The 18,435-nt window shown below is 70.1% G+C and carries 14 protein-coding genes; 8 read left to right on the top strand and 6 right to left on the bottom strand.

The window, feature by feature from the left end:
* Window positions 1-187: 187 nt before the first annotated feature.
* Window positions 188-1,405, bottom strand: coding sequence for a diaminopimelate decarboxylase (gene lysA, locus ACBR40_RS27180; RefSeq protein ID WP_371250587.1), 1,218 nt, complete (start codon window positions 1,403-1,405; stop codon window positions 188-190).
* A gap of 122 nt (window positions 1,406-1,527) precedes the next feature.
* Here lysA and ACBR40_RS27175 point away from each other — a divergent pair, with 122 nt between their 5' ends.
* Genes ACBR40_RS27175 through ACBR40_RS27155 form a run of 5 tightly spaced genes read left to right on the top strand, consistent with a single transcriptional unit; the run spans window position 1,528 to window position 6,314 of the window.
* Window positions 1,528-2,397 (top strand): ABC transporter substrate-binding protein, encoded by an 870-nt coding sequence (locus tag ACBR40_RS27175; protein ID WP_344217398.1) that lies wholly within the window; start codon window positions 1,528-1,530, stop codon window positions 2,395-2,397.
* Window positions 2,394-3,230, top strand: a complete 837-nt coding sequence (locus ACBR40_RS27170) for an amino acid ABC transporter permease (RefSeq protein WP_091077804.1) — start codon at window positions 2,394-2,396, stop codon at window positions 3,228-3,230. The genes ACBR40_RS27175 and ACBR40_RS27170 overlap by 4 nt, the downstream gene beginning before the upstream one ends.
* Complete coding sequence (locus ACBR40_RS27165) at window positions 3,227-3,985, top strand: amino acid ABC transporter ATP-binding protein (RefSeq protein ID WP_344217396.1); 759 nt, start codon at window positions 3,227-3,229, stop codon at window positions 3,983-3,985. The genes ACBR40_RS27170 and ACBR40_RS27165 overlap by 4 nt, the downstream gene beginning before the upstream one ends.
* Window positions 3,982-5,559 (top strand): amidohydrolase family protein, encoded by a 1,578-nt coding sequence (locus tag ACBR40_RS27160; RefSeq protein WP_371250586.1) that lies wholly within the window; start codon window positions 3,982-3,984, stop codon window positions 5,557-5,559. Before ACBR40_RS27165 ends, ACBR40_RS27160 begins: the two co-directional genes overlap by 4 nt.
* A complete protein-coding gene (locus ACBR40_RS27155; protein ID WP_329594665.1) occupies window positions 5,556-6,314 on the top strand; it encodes a serine hydrolase in 759 nt (252 codons plus the stop codon). The genes ACBR40_RS27160 and ACBR40_RS27155 overlap by 4 nt, the downstream gene beginning before the upstream one ends.
* Before the next feature lie 71 nt (window positions 6,315-6,385).
* On the opposite strand, the gene ACBR40_RS27150 is transcribed toward ACBR40_RS27155, so the two are convergent.
* From ACBR40_RS27150 to ACBR40_RS27130, 5 genes are all read right to left on the bottom strand, one after another.
* Window positions 6,386-7,309 carry a LysR family transcriptional regulator gene (locus tag ACBR40_RS27150; protein WP_371250585.1) on the bottom strand — a complete coding sequence of 308 codons (924 nt, stop codon included), beginning with the start codon at window positions 7,307-7,309 and terminating at the stop codon, window positions 6,386-6,388.
* Between the two features lie 324 nt (window positions 7,310-7,633).
* The gene (locus ACBR40_RS27145) at window positions 7,634-8,842 is read right to left on the bottom strand and encodes a hypothetical protein (RefSeq protein ID WP_371250584.1); all 1,209 of its coding nucleotides are present in this window, start codon (window positions 8,840-8,842) and stop codon (window positions 7,634-7,636) included.
* Between the two features lie 28 nt (window positions 8,843-8,870).
* Window positions 8,871-10,139, bottom strand: a complete 1,269-nt coding sequence (locus tag ACBR40_RS27140) for an extracellular solute-binding protein (RefSeq protein ID WP_371250583.1) — start codon at window positions 10,137-10,139, stop codon at window positions 8,871-8,873.
* Window positions 10,140-10,180: 41 nt separating this feature from the next.
* Window positions 10,181-11,005, bottom strand: coding sequence for a carbohydrate ABC transporter permease (locus tag ACBR40_RS27135; RefSeq protein ID WP_329594671.1), 825 nt, complete (start codon window positions 11,003-11,005; stop codon window positions 10,181-10,183).
* Complete coding sequence (locus ACBR40_RS27130) at window positions 11,005-11,922, bottom strand: sugar ABC transporter permease (RefSeq protein WP_344217381.1); 918 nt, start codon at window positions 11,920-11,922, stop codon at window positions 11,005-11,007. Before ACBR40_RS27130 ends, ACBR40_RS27135 begins: the two co-directional genes overlap by 1 nt.
* 294 nt (window positions 11,923-12,216) lie before the next feature.
* Between ACBR40_RS27130 and ACBR40_RS27125 the strand changes: the two genes are divergently transcribed.
* The 3 genes from ACBR40_RS27125 (at window position 12,217) to ACBR40_RS27115 (ending at window position 18,166) form a co-directional block, all read left to right on the top strand.
* A complete protein-coding gene (locus ACBR40_RS27125; RefSeq protein WP_371250582.1) occupies window positions 12,217-13,260 on the top strand; it encodes a LacI family DNA-binding transcriptional regulator in 1,044 nt (347 codons plus the stop codon).
* A gap of 109 nt (window positions 13,261-13,369) precedes the next feature.
* Window positions 13,370-16,432: a hypothetical protein gene (locus ACBR40_RS27120; RefSeq protein WP_371250581.1), complete on the top strand. Its 3,063-nt coding sequence runs from the start codon at window positions 13,370-13,372 to the stop codon at window positions 16,430-16,432.
* 135 nt (window positions 16,433-16,567) lie between these two features.
* Window positions 16,568-18,166, top strand: a complete 1,599-nt coding sequence (locus ACBR40_RS27115) for a glycosyl hydrolase family 28 protein (RefSeq protein WP_371250580.1) — start codon at window positions 16,568-16,570, stop codon at window positions 18,164-18,166.
* The last annotated feature ends 269 nt before the right edge of the window (window positions 18,167-18,435 follow it).

Here is an 18,435-nt window from a genome sequence, read left to right as displayed (position 1 = left end):
AGCAGGCGGCGCAATGGCTAGTGAGCCGGTCTTGAAATTCTGTCGCGGCAACGGCAGATGCGGTCGAGGATCTGGTCGGCGGGAGAAGGCCAAGCGGCAGCTGGGCTGGCGGCCGGGGTATCCGAGTTGCCGGGACGGCCTAGGCATGTGCGCCTGGCGGGCAACGGGTGCCCGCCAGTCACATCTGTCACACGTACAACCGCAGCAGGTCCTCCTCGGTCTCCCTGCGGACGATCACCCGGTCCGTCCCCTCGAACACGGCGATCACGGGCGGCCTCGGCACGTGGTTGTAGTTGCTGGCCATCGAGCGCTGGTAGGCCCCCGACACGGGCACGGCGAGCAGGTCTCCCGGGCGCAGGTCGGCGGGCAGCGGGATGTCGCGTACGAGGTAGTCGCCGCTCTCGCAGTGCTTGCCGACCACGTCCACTCGTTCGAGCGGCGCGTCCGAGGCGCGGGAGGCGAGCGCGGCGGTGTACGGGGAGCCGTACATGGCGGGCCGCGGGTTGTCGCTCATGCCGCCGTCGACGCTGACGTAGGTCCCCTTGACGGTGCCGACCCGGTAAAGGGCGACTGTGGTGGGCCCGGCGATGGAGCGGCCGGGTTCGACGGCCAGGTCGAGCCCGCCGACCTCCTTGCGCAGGACCGCGACCACGTCGGACGGGGTGGGCGGCTCCGGGTCGCCCGGCCGGTAGGCGACGCCCAGCCCGCCGCCGAGGTCGAGGCGGGTGACGCCGACGCTGCCGGCGAAGTCGGCCATGCGGCGGGCCGCCAGGGCGAAGCCCTGGGTGTCGAAGAGCTGGGACCCGATGTGGGAGTGCAGGCCGTACAGCTCGAGTCCCGGCGTGTCCCTGACGGCGCGTACGGCGCGCAGCGCGTCGCCGTTGGACAGGGAGAAGCCGAACTTGGAGTCCTCACCGCCGGTGGCGATGGCCTTGTGGGTGGCGGCGTCCACGCCGGGGGTGACGCGGATCATGACCCGCTGGCGGGCGCCGAGCGAGGTGAGCCGTTCGAGCTCGGTGAAGGAGTCGACGACGATGCAGCCGACGCCCCACTCCACGGCGCGGCGCAGCTCGTCGAGGGACTTGTTGTTCCCGTGGAAGACCACCCGCTCGGGCGGCATGCCGCCGGCCATGGCGACCGCGAGCTCGCCGCCGGTGCACACGTCCAGGGACAGCCCCAGGTCGGCGAGCCAGCGAACCACCTCGGGGCACAGGAACGCCTTGCCGCCGTAGTGGACGTCGCCGTCGGGCAGCGCGTCGAGCCAGGCGCGGCAGCGGGCCTCGAAGTCGGCCCGGTCCAGCAGGTAGGCGGGGGTTCCGTGGCGTTGTGCGAGCTCCGTGGCGGACAGGCCGCCCAGGTGCAGCTCGCCGCTGGTCCAGGTGGCGGTGCGGGGCCAGATGGTCATGGCCGCACACCCTAGGGACTGAGTCGTCCAGATCTTCATGAGCATCGAAGAATTTGAGGCTCAGGGCCAGAACCCTGCACGTTCGTTGGGCTCCCCCCGCAGCGGCCGTCACCATGTCCGCCATGCGAAAACACCTGGTCATCGCGATGATCGCAGTCTGCGCCCTGTCCGCGGGCTGCGGCAGGTCCACCTCCGGTACGGCGGCGCGCACGGATCCCTCGGCCGCGGGCAAGAGCGCCAAGGAGCTCGTGCCCGACCAGGTCCGGAAGTCGGGCGAGCTGCGGATGGCGACCTCTGAGGGCTATCCGCCGATGGAGATGTACAAGCCGGGCACGCAGGAGCTGACCGGCGTGGACATCGACCTGGCGGCGGCGATCGCCGGACGGCTCGGCCTGAAGGTGACGACGACGAACGCCGCCTTCGACGGGCTCATCCCTGGCCTGCAGGCGGGTCGCTGGGACATCGCCATGTCCTCGCTGAGCGACACCGAGCAGCGCCGCAAGGCGGTCGACTTCGTCGACTACTTCAACGCCGGCGGCTCGATCATGGTCAAGAAGGGGAACCCCGAGGGCATCAAGACGCTCGAGGACCTGTGCGGCAAGAAGGTCGTGCTGGCCAAGGGCAGTTCGAACCTGGACATCGGCCTGCGGCAGAACGACAAGTGCGCGCAGAAGATGCAGATCATGCAGAGCGAGGACGCCCCCACCGGGCTGCTGACGATCGACTCCGGCCGCAGCGTGGCCACGATCGTCGACTCACCCGTCGGCCACATGTACGCCAAGGAGACCGGCAAGTACGACGTGCTGCCCGAGCAGTACGACGCCGGCCCGTGGGGCATCGCGATCGACAAGCGCAACCCCGCGCTGCGCGACGCGGTGGCCAAGGCGCTGCAGGAACTGGTCGACAGCGGCGAGTACAAGCAGATCCTGGAGAAGTACGGCACGGCCGCCAACGCGGTGCCGAAGATCACTATCAACACCGGCGCGTCATGACCGAACTCCCCGTCAATGCCGTCGCGCCGCGGCGGCCCGGCCGGATGGTGGCCGGGGCCGCCGCGGGCCTGGTGCTGATCTGGCTCGCGTACACGATCACCGTGAACGAGAACCTGCACTGGGACGTGGTGGTCGAGTACCTGTTCGACGGCCGGGTGCTGGGCGGGCTCGGCGTGACGATCGCGCTGACGCTCCTGTCGATGGTCCTCGGCGTGGCGCTGGGCGTGCTCGCGGCGGTGATGCAGCTGTCGGACAGCCCGGTGCTGCGCGGCGCGGCGGGGCTGTACACGTGGTTCTTCCGCGGCACACCCCTGCTGGTGCAGCTGATCTTCTGGTTCAACATCGGGCTGGTGTTCCCGGTGATCGGGGTCGGGATCCCCTTCGGCGGGCCGATGTTCGTGGAATGGCAGGCCAACACGTTGGTGACGCCGTTCGTGGCGGCGGCGTTGGGTCTGACGATCAACGAGGGCGCCTACATGGCAGAGATCGTCCGGGCGGGCATCCGCTCGGTGGATCCTGGGCAGCGGGAGGCGGCCGAGGCGCTCGGTATGTCGCACAGGCAGATCCTGCGCCGGGTGGTGCTGCCGCAGGCGATGCGGGTGATCATCCCGCCGACGGGCAACCAGTTCGTCTCGATGCTGAAGACGACCTCGATGGTGTCGGTGATCGCGGGCGCGGAGCTGCTGACCGTGGCTCAGCGCATCTACCTGGGCAACTTCGAGGTGATCGCGCTGCTGATCGTGGCGTCGATGTGGTACCTGGTGCTGACCAGCGTGGCCAGCGTCGGCCAGCACTTCCTGGAGAAGCGGTTCGCGCGGGGTGAGCGGTCATGAGCATGGTGCGCATCCAGTCCGTCCGCAAGCGGTACGGCTCGCTGGAAGTACTCAAGGGCGTCAGCCTGGACGTGCCGGAGGGCGGCGTCGTCTGCGTCGTCGGCCCCTCGGGATCCGGCAAGTCCACCCTGCTGCGCTGCGTGAACCGGCTGGAGACGATCGACTCCGGCCGCATCTGGGTGGACGGCCGGCTGATCGGCTTCCGCGAGCACGGCGACCGGCTGCACCTTCTGCGGCCCGACGAGCTCTGCGAGCAGCGGCAGAAGATCGGCATGGTGTTCCAGCGCTTCCACCTCTTCCCCCACATGACGGCGCTGCAGAACGTCATGGAGGGCCCCCGCACGGTCCTGCGCGCCTCGCGCGCCGCCGCTGCCAGGCAGGCGGGCGAGCTGCTGGAGCGGGTGGGGCTGGCCGACCGCGCCCACCACTACCCCGCCCAGCTGTCCGGCGGGCAGCAGCAGCGGGTCGCGATCGCCAGGAGCCTGGCGATGAACCCGAAGGTGATGCTCTTCGACGAGCCGACCAGCGCGCTGGACCCCGAACTGGTGCAGGAGGTGCTGGCCGTGATGCGGGACCTGGCCGCCAGCGGCATGACAATGATCGTGGTGACCCACGAGATGGGGTTCGCCCGGGAGGCAGGTGATCACTTGGTGTTCATCGACGACGGCGTGATCGTGGAGGAAGGACCTCCGCGCGAGGTGCTGTCCCGCCCGCGCCACGAGCGCACCCGCGCGTTCCTGGGGCAGGTGCTTTGAACCTCGACCTGTTGATCCGCGGCGGCCAGGTCGCCGACGGCACCGGCACTCCCTTGCGCCCGGCCGACGTGGGCGTGCGCGAGGGCCGCGTCGTCCTGCTGCCCCCTACGGGGGAGGCCGCGGCGCGGGAGGTCCTCGACGCCGCCGGCCTGGTGGTCGCCCCCGGCTTCATCGACGTGCACACACACTCCGACGCCGCCACCCTGCTGGGTCCCGAGGCATGGGAACTGGCCGCCGCGCCTGTCCGGATGGGGGTGACGGTCGAGATCAGCGGCAACTGCGGGTCGGGGCTCTTCCCCGCGCTGCCCGAGCGGATCCCGGAGATGCGGGCCTCAAGCCGCGTCGGTTTCGGCGGCAACGTACCTATATTTGAGGACTTCGAGGGCTTCGCGGCGGCCCATGTGGACGCTCCCCGGTCGAACCACCTGGCCTCACTGGTGGGGCACGGCACCCTCCGGGCCGGGGTCGTGGGCTACGCGGACCGGGCGGCCACGCCGTACGAGCTTGACGTCATGTGCGACCTGCTGGACCGGGCGCTCGCCCAGGGCGCGGCCGGCCTGTCGACCGGCCTGATCTACACGCCGGGCACGTACGGCGGCACCGACGAGGTGGTGGCGCTGGCCAGGGTCGCGGCACGGTACGGCAGGCCGTACGTGACGCACCTGCGCGACGAGATGGCGCGCGTCGAGGAGGCGCTGGAGGAGGCGGTGAGGATCGCCCGCAGGAGCGGCGCGGCGCTGCACGTCTCCCACCACAAGACGGCGGGCAAGTACGCCTGGGGCCGCACCGAGCGCACGCTGGCCTACCTGTCCGAGCTGCGCGCCGGCGGGATGGACGTCACCTGCGACGTCTACCCCTACACCGAGGCGTCGACGTCGCTGTCGGCGATGCTGCCGCCGTGGGCCAACGACGGCGGAACCGGTGCCCTGCTGGAGCGACTGCGGAACCCCGCGCAGCGGGAGCGGATGCGGCGGGCGATCGCCGAGGGCGTGCCCGGCTGGGAGAACACGGTCGGCAACGGCGGCTGGGACCGCATCTCGGTGGCGTGCGCCGTGCGCAACCCGGAGGTCGAGGGGCGCACGATCGCCTCGCTCGGCGGCGATCCGGTGGACGCGGCGGCGGAGCTGCTGCTGGCCGAGGAGGGCGAGGTGACGATCATCAGCCACTCGATGCGGGAGGACGACGTGCGGCGGGTGCTCGCGTGCGACTTCTCGATGATCGGCTCGGACGGAGTGCCCAAGCCGGGACATCCGCACCCGCGGCTGGCGGGCACGTTCCCGCGGGTGCTCGGACGGTACGTCAGGGAGCAGGGGCTGCTGTCGCTGGAGACGGCCGTGGCGAAGATGACCGGCATGGCGGCGGCGCGTTTCGGGCTGCGGGACCGGGGCGCGGTCCGTGACGGAGCGCACGCCGATCTCGTGCTGTTCGACCCGGCCACGGTGGCCGACGGGGCGACCTACCAGGATCCGCTGCAGCCGCCGGACGGGTTGCGCGCCGTGGTGGTGGCCGGGCAGGTCGCGGTCCGCGACGGCGACCTGACGGCGGCCCGCCCCGGAGGGGTGGTCACGCCGTGAGCGCCCCCAAGACCCTGGAGGAGATCGCCGAGGCCTGCCCGGGGACGCTGGCGGTGGCCGTCCGCGGCTCCGGCGCGCCGGAGCCGGCCGTCAACGCCGACGTGGAGCTGCCGCTGGCCAGCGTGGGGAAGCTGCTGCTGCTGGCGGAGGTGGCGATGTCCCTCGAAGGCGGCATCCTCGACGCCGAGGAGCCGGTGGAGCTGGTCGACGACGACTACTGCGGCGGGTCCGGCCTGCTGCTCGGACTGTCGCAGCGGCGGTGGACGGTCGGCGACCTGGCGCTGCTGACCGCGGCGGTCAGCGACAACACCGCGACGAACGCGCTGCTGCGCCGCGTTGGCCTGGACCGGGTCAACGCGGCCGCCGCGGCGCTCGGGCTGACCAGGACGCGGCTGCTCGACCGCATCCGCGAGCCGCGCACGCCCGCCGACCCGCCGACGTTCGCGCTGGGGACGGCCGGGGAACTGGCTGGGCTGGCATCGCTGGTCGGGGGCGGCGCGGGGTGGCAGGTGCAGCTGCGCGAGTGGATGCTGGCCAACACCGACCACGGCCTGGTCCCCGCGCTGCTGCGGCACGACCTGGAGGCGGCGTGGCTGGCCAACAAGACCGGCACCGATGAGGGGATCCGCACGGACGTGGGGCTGATGGGCGGGGTCGCGTACGCGGTCCTCGCACACGGTCCCGCAGGCTCCGAACAGGCCCTGGTCCACGCGGTACGGCAGGCCGGCCTCTTCATCGCCCGTCTACGACCCTGACGCCCTGGCCAGGCGGCGCCCACCGGGCCCCTGAAGCTTAGGCGGGCGCCGCGGTCGGGCGGGGTGACGGGTCAGCGCAGGGTCGGTTCCAGGGAGTTGCGGAACTGGGCGGCCGCCGTGCGGAGGTAGGCGAGAAAGGAACGCGCCGCCGGGTTGGGGTTGGTCGGTCGCCGCGCCACCCCGATCCGGCGGAACAGCTGCGGCGTGGCCAGGCGGCACACCTGCACCCCCGTCACCCCCATCAACCCCAGGCTGGGCACCAGCGCCACCCCGAGCCCGGCCCGTACCAGCCCGATCGTCACCTCGTAATGATCGCTGCGGCAGCGGATCCGCGGCGTGAACCCCTCCAGCATGCTGGCACGCTCCAGGATCGACACCGGGTGCTCGGCGCCGAAAGTCGTGATCCACGGCTCCTCGGCCAGATCGGCCAGCCGTACCCGCGAACGCTGCCCCGCCTGGTGACCGGTTGGGACCACGAGCAGCTGCGGCTCGTCGAACAGGTGCAGCACCTCCACCCCTTCCGGGCGCTGCCACGGGTCGAGCGCGTGATCGAACACCACCAGCACGTCCAGCGCGCCGCGCTCAAGGTCCGGCAGCAGCTCGTACGGCTGGCCCTCCGCCAGGTCGAGCGCCACGTTCGGGTAGCGGGCGGCGAAGCGTGACAGCGCCAGCGGCAGCAGCCGGTACCCGGCCGACGCGAAGAAGCCGATCCGCAGTTCCCCCGCGTCCATCCGCTGCTGGGCGAGCAGGTCCTTCTCGGCGGCCTCCAGGATGTCGGCCACCTCCTGGGCGCGCAGCGCGAGCCGCCTGCCCGCCTCCGTCAGGCGCAGGCTCTGGGCGTTGCGTTCGACCAGGCCGACGCCCGACTCCTCCTCCAGCTTCGCCAGCTGGTGGGAGACGGCCGAGGGCGAGAGCTTCATGGTTCTGGCCGCGCCGGCGATGCTGCCGGTGCGGAAGATCTCCAGGAGGACGCGGAGCCTGTTACTGCTGAGCACCCGCCCAGCCTAGGAGTGGACTGACGGTCCCGCCCACGAGGTGAACGAGCGCCCGCCCAGGACGGCGCACAGACGCGCGGCCCAGTCCTGCGGGGGAGTCGCCCGGCCCCGGGCCAAGACGACGAGAGGGCCGCCGCGACCGCGTGCGGACTGAGCGGCGCCTGCCCGTCCGACCCCGCGGGCAGGCGCGCCGAGCCGATCGGGCGCAGGCCGGGCACCGACGTCAAGCTGACCAGGCCGGGGCCGCCGACCGTCCAGATGCTCCAGCGGCCGGCGCGCAAGTCCACGTCGCGCACCCGGATGGGCGCGTGTGCGGTGGCCGTGTCACCCGTGTTCGGCTTTTCTCACCACCTCAAGGGTCAGTGACAACTCGGGTTCCGGTACGAAGTGGCCGAAGGTGTCGTTGGCGAAGAAGGAGACGCCGGCCACCGCAGCGGCGTGCGCGGTGAGCACATCCCGCTGGTAGAGGTACGTGCGCCGGTCGTCGAGGTAGGTGCGGTACCAGTACCAGGGGTCGACGAAGTCCAGCCCGAGCAGCGGCCGCGGTCCCCCGAGCGCGGCCTTGCTGAGCAGGTTGGGCACGATCTCGGTACGTTCCACCAGCACGGCGAACGTGCTGACCAGAATCGCGTCGAGCGACTGGTAGGCGGCGTCGGTCATGCCCCAGGCAGACCGCTCAACCTCGGCCCGCCAGTAGGTGTCCATCCAGTAGACGAGGCTGTCTCCCATGGCCTCGCGCAGGCGCAGGAAGAACCGTTCGATCCCGGCGGACCGCTGCGGCGTGAGCGGCGGCGCGTTGTCCGGATGCCAGAAGCCGACGAGACCGAACTGGTTGCCGAGCATGACCCCGTCCAGGCCGAAGTCGGCGACGAAGGCGGCCGTCTGGGCGGCGACGAAGTCCCCGGCCGGCAACCCGCCCGGGATGCCGCCGGGGAAGGCCGCGTACGGCCGGGTGTCGGCCGAGAGCGCGGCCGTCACGTCGATCACGCCGGGGACCAGGTGCCCGCCGGCGTCGGCGGTGCCGGCGGCCACCTCCGGGTGCCGTGCCGTCTTCCACTCGCTGCGGCAGAACTCCGGCCCGGGCTCCAGATACTCCAGCAGATTCACCTGGAGCCCGCGGCGCGAGGCCTCCGCGCGTATGGCCGCGTAGATCCCGGCCAGCGTGCGGTAGTCCATCGGCTGCTCGGACAGGATGAACATCGGCCCGGCGGAGTACGGGTTGGCCGAACGCTCCCCGCCGTCGCGCACCCGGGCCAGCCAGTCCGAGTTGTGCGCCCGGGCACTGGCGGAAGGCCCGCCGGGGGCGATCGCGAAGCAGTTGTAGCGGGCCCAGTCGAAGCGGTCCTCCCACGACTGGAGGCCCGCGTAGTTCAGCACGTGGTCGCCGTTGCCCGCGCAGACGACCACCGTGACCGGCCGGTCGGCCAGCCAGTCGGCGTGATGGTCGAAGAACGCCGCCACGCCGGGCGCGGGGTCACGCAGGTCGTCGAAGATCTTGGGTGTGATCCACAGGCATGCCTCCCATGCGGTCATCGCCGGGCTCCCGAATCTCGCGTGTCGGTCACTTGGCCTCGCCGAACGCCTTGTCCATGCGGCCGAGCAGCGTCGGCACGTCGACCGTTCCGTTGAACAGTTCCTGGATGGAGGTCAGGTGCTCCTGCTGGACCCTCGCGCTGGGCCAGGCCTGGTCCGGGTAGAGCGTGGACTTCCCGGCCTTGACCGCGTCGAGCACCGGCTGCTGCAGCGCGTCGGCCTTGAAGGAGGGGCTGGGGAGCGCGGGACTGCTGCCGGACTCCGTCGCGTACAGCGCCTGTCCTTCCGGCGAGGCGAGGAACTCCATGAACTTCTTGGCCAGAGCTGGGTTCTTGGCCTTGGCGTTGACCCCGTACGCGATGCCCACCGAAACCGGTATGTAGGTGTCGTCGGCGTTGTCGGTGGCGGGGAACGGGCTCATCGAGAACGTGGTGCCCTGGGGCGCGGACTTCAGCGCCGACTGCACGGCGGACAGCACGTGCACGGCGCCCAGCGCCTTGCCCTGGCCGAGCAGCTGCATCTGCTCTTCGTAGCCGACACCGTTGGGGCTGTCGTTGAAGCAGCCCGAGTCCCGCATCTGCAGGTATTTCTCCATGGCCTGCTTCCACCCCGAGGCCGCGAAGGTGGCCTTGCCGTCCTTCTGCTGCTGGGTGAAGGCGGGGTCGGGGCCGTAGACGAGGGAGGCGGTCAGCGCGTACGGCACCAGCTGGGTCACCCACGCGGACTTGAGGCCGAGCGCGAACGGCACGACGTCCTTGGCCTTGGCGGCCTTGCAGAACGCCAGCACCTCCGGCCACGTGGTGGGCTTGGTGAGGCCGCTCTTGGCCAGCGCCTGGTCGTTCCAGATCGCGCCGACGGCGCCGATCGTCACGGGCACGGCCGTGACCTTGCCCGCCGGGTCGCTGGTGACGGCCTTGAGGTCGGCGCTCAGCCCGCCGGCCCAGCTCTCGCCGGAGAGGTCCATCAGCATGCCGTCGGCGCCGAGGTCCCGTACGGCCATGGTGTTGCCGCCGCCCGGCCACATGCGGAACACGTCGGGCGCCGTTCCCGAGGACAGCTGGGTACGCAGTTGCTGCTGGTAGGAGGCATCGTCCTCGGTGAACGTCGTCTTCACCGTAACCCCGGGATTGGCCTTCTCGAACGCCTTCACCGCGGCCTCGGCCGGACCTTGGCCGGCGGCGGCCAGGGTGAGCACTTGCCCGGACGGCGCGGCGGCTTCACCGCCACCCGAGGTCGAGCAGGCGGCGGCCGCCATGGCAAGGCAGCACACGGGTGCGAACGTTTTAATCGATGTCATGAGAGTCTCCGAAATTCAGGGAGCGGGGGAGCGGAGGGCGGCTAGCCTTTGAGGCCGCCCGCGAAGCCCTTGATGATGTGCTTCTGCAGCGCGAGATAGACGACCAGGATGGGAATCACACTGATCACCAGGCCGGCGAAGATCAGCGGCCACTGGGACACGTACTGGCTGACGAAGCCGTAGATCGCCACCGGGGCGGTGGTGTTGTCGCTGCCGCCCAGGTACAGCAGCGGGGTGAAGAACTCGTTCCAGATGCCGACCGCGTTGAGGATCACCACCGTGCCGGTGACCGGGCGCAGCAGCGGGAACACCACGGTCACGAAGGACCGCAGCGGCCCGCATCCGTCGAGCAGCGCGGCCTCCTCGTAGTCGAGCGGCAGTTCGCGCAGGAACATCGTGTACAGGAACACGGAGAAAGGGATCTGCTGCCCGACGTTGATCAGGATCACCGACCAGAGGGAGCCGAGCAGGTCGAGGTCGCGCATGGTGGCGTACAACGGGAGCAGCGCGAGCTGACCGGGGACGAGCAGGCCGCCGATGACGAAGGAGAACGTGTACCGCGACCAGCCGCGGGTCACGCGGGCCAGCGGGTAGGCGGCCATCGCCGCGAAGGCGATGATCAAGGCGACGCTGACGATCGTGATGAGGAAGCTGTTGGCCAGCGCCGCGCCGAGGCTGGCCTGCTCCCAGGCCGCGGCATAGTTGTCGAAGGTGGGCGGGAACGCGAAGGCCAGCGTGCCGGTCTGGCTGTCCTGCGGCTTCAGCGACACGTTGAGCAGGCCGACGAGCGGCACGAGGAACACCAGCGCGAGCAGGATCAGGCTCACTTCGCGAAGCAGCGTCCGCCAGGTGTATCGCGCGTGCATCAGGAGACCTTCCTCTGCGTCAGGCGGAACTGGAGTGCTGCCAGGACCGCGATGACCACGGTCATGACGACGGCAAGCGCGATGGAGAACGGGAAGTCGCCGAGCGAGAAGGCGCTCTTGTAGATCGCCGTCGAGATCGTCTCGGTCGCGGTGCCGGGCCCGCCGCCGGTCATGGCCATGACCTGATCGAACTGTTTGAGCCCGCCGATCAGGCAGAGCATCACGTTGATCACGACGGCGCCGTTGAGCAGCGGCAGCACCACGCGGCGGAACTTGCTCCAGGCGCCTGCCCCGTCGATCGTCGCCGCCTCCAGCACCTCGGCGGGGATCGCCTGCAGCCCCGCCAGGTAGATCACCATGGAGTAGCCGGAGAACTGCCAGACGATCTCCAGGACGATCGCGTACAGCGCGGTGTCCGGATCGCCGAGCCAGTCGTGCGCCAGCCCGCCCAGTCCCACGGCACGCAGCGCCTCGTTGATCGCGCCGTTGGGCGAGAGCAGGAAGCTCCACACGTACCCGGCCACCAGCGGTGTCAGCACCACCGGCGCGAAGAAGATCACTCGGAGCGCGTAGCGGCTCTTGACCATGCTGTTCACGCCCAGGGCCAGCAGCAGGCCGACGACGTTCTGCACCACCATGGCCAGCACGGCCAGGACCAGGGTGTTGACCAGCGCGTCCCGCGCCGTGCGGTCGGAGAAGACGGAGGCGTAGTTGTCCAGGCCGACCAAGGACCAGTCGGGGCGCAGGCCGTTCCAGTCGGTGAAGGAGAACATCGCGCCCCGGACGCTGGGCACGACGACGATGAAGAGGTAGATCGAGATCGCCGGTACGACGAACCACCACGGCGCGCGGACCCCGACCTTGCGCCGGGAACCGCCCGCGTCGCCACGAATCGGCCGGGCGGCGGGTTCACTCACGTCAGACGGTGTCGTCGTGGCATGAGGCACAGCCACGTGTGACTCCTCTCGCAGGCGCCGTGATCGCGTCCGTAAGCGCGCAAGCGTGTGCTGCCGGACGTGAGGGGGCGGGGGTGATCGCGGCCGTCATCGGGCCATTGCTTCAAGATCGTGAATCGATTCACGGAATTTCGGGCAGATTACGCGCCCCCTCGAAGGCGTGTCAATGGTGCCGCTGTTCGGAGAGTGGTTTCGTGAATCCATTCACGCCTGCGCTAGGCTGACATGCGCCGACGTATCGCAGTGAGGAGCCCGATGACCTCTGGACCCGCGCCGAAGAAGGCCGACGCCTCCGCTGCCACGGTCGGCGATGTCGCAGCGCGCGCCGGGGTCTCTCGTGCGACCGTGTCCTACACCTTCACCCAGCCGAACCGGGTCTCCCCGAGCCTGCGCCGGCGCGTCCTCGCCGCGGCCGACGAGCTCGGCTACGTCGGCAACGACGCGGCGCGGCGGCTGCGGGTCGGCCACAGCCTCGCGCTCGGATTACTGGTCTCCAACATGAGCAACCCCGTCTACGCGGAGCTCGCGGCGGGCGCGGAGGCGGAGGCCGCCGCGCACGGTCGCTTCATCCTCGTCGCCAACAGCGACGAGAGCCCCGCACGTGAGCGCGCCTATCTCAACTTCTTCGAGTCCCAGCAGGTGAGCGGCATCCTCGCCGCCCCTGTCGGCGACGTGCCCGCGGAGCTGCTCGGGCTGCGGGAGCGTGGCACGCCGTTCGTTCTCGTCGGCGTCGCGCCCGGCCCGCACAGCTATCCGGCGATCTCGGGCGACAACGAGCGGGGCGGCCATCTCGCCGCCTCGCACCTGCTCGCCCAGGGGCGGCGGCGACTGATCTTCATCGGCGGCGCGCACCCTCACGTCGACCTGCGGCTGGCCGGGGTCAAGCGGGCTGTCGAGGAGTCTCCGGAGCCGCCGGCACTGGAAATCATCCGCACTCAGGTGCAGACCGCGAAGGTCGGCGAGGCGGTCGCGCGTACGCTGCTCCGGCGCCGGGCGGCCGGCTTCCCCGACGGCATAGTCGCGGGCAACGACCTGCTCGCCCTTGGCCTCCTGCACGGGCTGATCGTGGCCGGGGTCCGGGTGCCCGAGGATCTCTCGCTGGTCGGCTATGACGACATAGAGTTCGCCGACTTCGCGATCGTGCCGCTCACGACCATCCGCCACCCGTCCGCGACCCTCGGGGCGAGCGCCGTCCGGATCTTGCTCGGTCTCGAGAGCGAGCAGGACGTGGAGGGGCGTTTCGAGCCGGAGCTCGTAGTCCGCGCGACATCTCTTCCCGTCGCGGGAGACCGCGCGTAACAGGCTGTTGACATGGCCGCAACGTCGTCACTACGCTCCGCCCATGTCGTGAATCGATTCACGATCATGGAAACCGTGGTGCTCCACACCGCGTCCTGGAGGCACGATCATGAGATCGAAACGTCCCCACACTCATGGCAGCCGCCGGATCGCCTCGGTGGCCGCCACCGTGGCCCTGGCGCTGACCCCGGCCACCCCCGCCGCCGCGATCGTCTCCGGGACGTTACCCGAAGTCGCCGCTCTCGACCCGACCACGATCGACCTCGCCGACTTCACCGGCCTGGAACAGCAGATCGCCCCCTACCTCGCCAACCTGGCGCCGCTCGCCAACAGCGTCAACGACGACAGCACCACGAACCACGGGTACATCACCTGCAACTGCTGGCGTACGGGGCAGGGGCCCAGCGACGCGCGGGTCATGGAGAACGTCCTCACGCTCGCCTACTTCTACACCGCCGACCGCCCGTGGAACCCGTACCACCGGGACACGGCCCTGCGCCAGCGCCTCGAAGCGGCCCTGCGGTTCCTGCTCAGCACCCAGAACGCCGACGGATCGTTCCCGCAAGGCGGCGGCGACGTGCATTCGCGAGCCGCGACCGGGTTCGCGCTCGAACTGTACGCGGTCATGCTGGAGCTCCTCGACGCCGACGGCACGCTGGATCCGGCGCTGGTGTCCGGCCTGACCAACGCCATGCGGAAGGCGAGCACGTGGTTCCTGGAGGACGAGGAGGTCTGGGGGCCACGCGGCGCGCAGTTCGCCAACCAGGTCGCCGGCGGGCTGGTGGGCATCTCCCGCCTCCTCCGCCGCTTCGACGACGCGGCGCTGCGTGCGAGGTTCGAGCAACGCCTCACCGACCACGAGCGGATCTCGCAGGGCGCGGCCGGTTTCTTCCGCGACGGTACGGTCGCCCACCGCTACAGCCTCGAAGTCGAGGCGGAAGACCTCGCCGGCTGGGCCGATCCCGCGACCCGGGCGACGATCGACCGGATGCAGACGCGTTACATGGACTGGGCCCAGTACAACCTGCTCTACGACAAGCGGCTCGACGGCTATTTCATCAACACGGCCATCGACTCCCGGCACCGCGGCTGGAACTACGCGAGCGAACTGCCGATCGGCTCCAACAACCTCTGGGGTGCGGTGATCCCGCAGGCACGTGCCTACTCGGCCACCCGGGAGGAGATGGAGGAGCGCCGTGCCGCGTTCGCCGCAGCGGGGTGGCAGACTTCCGTCGCGCCGCTCATCGCCCCGACGTGGGCGTACCTCGATCCGTCGATCATCCGCGACATCGTGTTGCGGGAGGAGTACTACCCGGCCGCGGCCGAGCGCCGGGCGGCCATCGGCACGCTGCGCCCCTACGCCGGTGCCCCGTACACCGAGCATCGCTCGGACGCGGCCACCGGCCAGCAGTTCGTCTTCGCGAAACGCCCCGGCTACGTCGTCGGCATGGGCTTCGGCAAGCACTTCAACACCCAGTACGGGTTCTGGGACAACCAGCGGTTCGGGCTCAACTACCTCTACGACCCGAAGCTGGGGGTCATCGTCCAGGGGCAGAACGCCCCGCAGATCGGCGCGCCGCGTACCCGCCCGGTGGACGCGGAGCTGTCGTGGGGCACCGGCTGGACCGCGGCGGACGGTGTGCATTTCGACGCCTACGACCAGCCCGTTCCCACGTTCTTCCGTGACGGATCCCCCGTCGATCCCGCGACCGTGGGCGATCTCGATCCGCTGGAGATCCGCTACGCCGCGGCGGGCGGGCCCGTGTCCAAGTCCGTGACTCTCGGGGACCGGCTCCAGGTGCGGGTCGAGGCCGGTTCCGCGCAGTTCTTCGAACGTGTCCCGCTCGTCCTGGAGGAGGGCGACACGCTGCAGTGGATCAGCAGCGGCCCGGCCGTCGCGCTGAAGGTCGGTTCCCGGGCGACGGCCGAGAACGTCACCGGGCTCGTCGTGAACCGGGACGGCCGGAGTGTGGAGATCCGCTGGACCGGCGCGGGCGCGGCGACGCTGTGGCCGTCGGCTTTCCCGGTCGCGGACGGGAACCGTAGGCTGCAGGTCCTCGACATCAAGGCCACGGGGCGGCTCGCCTACGACATCCGGATCCTGGACGACGCCTGCTCCGGGTCGGACGAGCGGGCGACGGTCTTCATCGGCAACCGGGACACCGGTGTCGCCAACCCCGACGACGGCACCGGCTGCACGGTCGCCGACCTTCTGCGGGCCGGCGAGCAATGGGAGAGCCACGCCGCGTTCGTCGTCCACGCCACGAAGACCGCCGACGCGGTCGTCCGCAAGCGTGTGCTGAGCCGGCGCGACGCCGCACGCCTGGTGGTCGCCGCGGCCCGCTCCGACGTGGGGCGCGACCTCGTCACCGCCGCACCGGGCCAGGCGAACGTCGTGGCCGGGCAAGAGCTTGCGGTAGGGATCTCAGGGCGGAGCATCGCCGAGGTGACGGTCTCGGGACCGTGCCTCACCGGCGACGGCACCACCTCCGGCCCCCGCGAGGTGAAGGTCGCCATCCGGGAGACGATGCTCCCCGGACCGTGCCGGCTCACGGCCGAGACGGTGCGTGACACGGGGACGACCGAGGTCGACACCTTCCAGGTGGAGATCGTGCCGGACGCCCAGGGCGTGGTTTTCCGCGACAGCTTCTCGTCGGCGGCGACGTACGAGGCGTGGAGCGCCGTCGACGGCGTCTGGACCGTGACGGACGGCGTGTATCGCCAGCAGGACACGACACGCACGGGCTGGAAGTCCGTCGTCGACGACCTGAAGATCGGCGACGGCTCCGTCGAGGCCGGCATTCACTTCCGGACACTCGCGACCTCGACCGCCTTCGGCGGCATCCAGGTGCGGACGGTGAAGCCCGGCGACGCCTACACGCAGTCCGGATACATGATCTATCTCCGTCCCAACGGCTCGGTGGACGTCTTCCGCGCCGGCACGGGCGTCATCGCGACGGGCACCGGGGCGGCGGTCACCGGACCGACAACGCTCCGGGTGGTGCTCCGTGGGGCCGAGATCCGCGCCTTCGTCGGCGTGGACCCGGAACCCCGCGTCACCGTCACCGACCCGGACCCGATCAACGGGCCGGGATATGTGCAGCTCGTCACGGGCCGCGCGGCCGTCGACTTCGACGACGTCCGCGTGGCCACCCCGCTGCCGAGCCGTTGACGCCTCCTTTCGCACGTCGCCGTGCAGGCTCGCTGCGACACGCCATTCCCGGTCGTCACCGTACGCGTCACTAGGAATGAGTCTCACATGAACCTTGGACCCCACCACCGTCCCTGGCCGTCTCTCGTCTCCCGCGTGCTCGCGGCCGCGTCCGTCCTCGTCGCCATGGTGGCTGTCGTCGTCACACCACAGACTGCCGTAGCCGCGGTCGCCGACACGTCCATCTACCCGGTGCAGTCGATCTACCCCTTGTCGACCGACTACCGGCTGACCGTCAACGGCCGCAACGTGCCGGTGCAGAAGCACGCCGGCTACAACGGTTACCAAGGCTACGACGTCGCACAGTTCGCCATGGGCGACGGCGACGCCACCCTGGCGGTCACGAAGATCAACAACACGAACATCGGCGCGTACAGCATCAGCCCGCAGAAGCTCGGTATCGTCGGCTCCGTCAGCGGTCCCACCCTCACCTTCACCGTGCACGACAACGCCTACTTGATCGTCAAGGTCGATGGCCGACCCGACCTCGTCATAGCGATCGACCCGGGGGAGAATGATCGACCCCCGTCCAGCGGAACGGGGATCTTCAACGTCCGCAACGCCCCGTACTCCGTGCAGCCGGGCAGCGGCTACGTCACCACCGCGTTCCAGCAGGCGCTGAACGACGCCGCCGCGTGGGGTTCGGCCAACGGCCGGCAGGGCATCGTCTACGTGCCGCCCGGCGTCTACACGGTCGGCAACCTGTACCTGCGCAGCGACCTTGCGCTCTACCTGGAGCAAGGCGCCGTGCTGCGCTACACCGGCGAGCGGGCCAACTACACCGCGCACTGGCACAAGGATTCCCAGAACCGCGACGTCACCTGGTTCATATCGACCCGCTACTCGTCAAACAACATCTCGATCTACGGGCGTGGAGTCATCGACGGCAACGGGGCGGCGTCGCTGCAGCCCGGCAATCTTGGCGTCAACCTGCTCACGCCCATCTACACCAACGGGTTCACCGTGGACGGGGTCACCTTCCGCGAGTCGAGCAGCTGGGCCATCATGCCGACTCGCTCGTCGAACATGACCTTCCGCAACCTGAAGATCTTCAACCGCTTCGGCATGGGCGAGAATGACGGTATCGACGTCATGGAGTCGTCGGACGTGATCGTCAGCAACGCGGTCGGCATCGGCCATGACGATCCTTTCAGCACCAAGACCTGGGACAACACCGTGGATCTGTTCCGCAATGTGCCCGGCGACCCCAGGCCGCTCTCCAGGGTGACCTTCGAAGACCTCCTGTCGTGGACGTTCTGCTACGGGCTCAAGGTCGGCCAGGGCGTCTTCCAGAACCAGGAGAGCGTGACGTTCCGCCGTGCGGTCGTCTACGACGCCGCCGTCGGCATGGGCGTCCACCACAAGTACGGCTCGGGCGCGGCCTCCCAGATACGTTTCGAGGACGTCGACGTGGAACGGCTGAGCTACAGCAACGACGGCAACCGCACCTGGCTCGCCCTGTGGACCGGCAACACCCACGGCGTCGGCCCAGTCAGCGGGGTCACCGTGACCAACGCGCGGATCCGGAACGCCGGCACGACACCGGGCCGGATCAACGGCCAGCCCGGTGCTCCCATCACCGGTGTCACGCTGGACCGGGTGTACATGCCCGGCAGTTCGACCTCGGCCACGTCACTCAGCCAGATGAACATCACCAACCTCTCCGACTACGGCCCCGTGACCATCACAGGCTGACGTGATCCCCGGCACCGGCGACCGCGACCACCACGCAGTAACCCTCGCGTTGCGCGGGTGTCCACGGTTGTGAGCGAGGCAGCCGGCCGGGCACGTCGCGCCTCGGCTGTCGGTTCCTGAGGAGAACGTCACGCTGATTGTGCTGCTGACGTTGGCGTAGCCGTTCCGGTAGGCGGAGTTGTTGATGAAGGTCGCGTCGGGCCGGTGGACGAGCACCTGGCCCGCCGCGCTTTTCCCGACCGAGGGCGTCACCTTGCCGACGCGCCCTT

It is taken from the genome of Nonomuraea sp. AD125B, from assembly GCF_041402765.1.
GTDB classification, from domain to species: domain Bacteria; phylum Actinomycetota; class Actinomycetes; order Streptosporangiales; family Streptosporangiaceae; genus Nonomuraea; species Nonomuraea bangladeshensis.
Note: the sequence above shows the minus strand (reverse complement) of the source record. Positions and strands in the feature narration are given on the sequence as shown.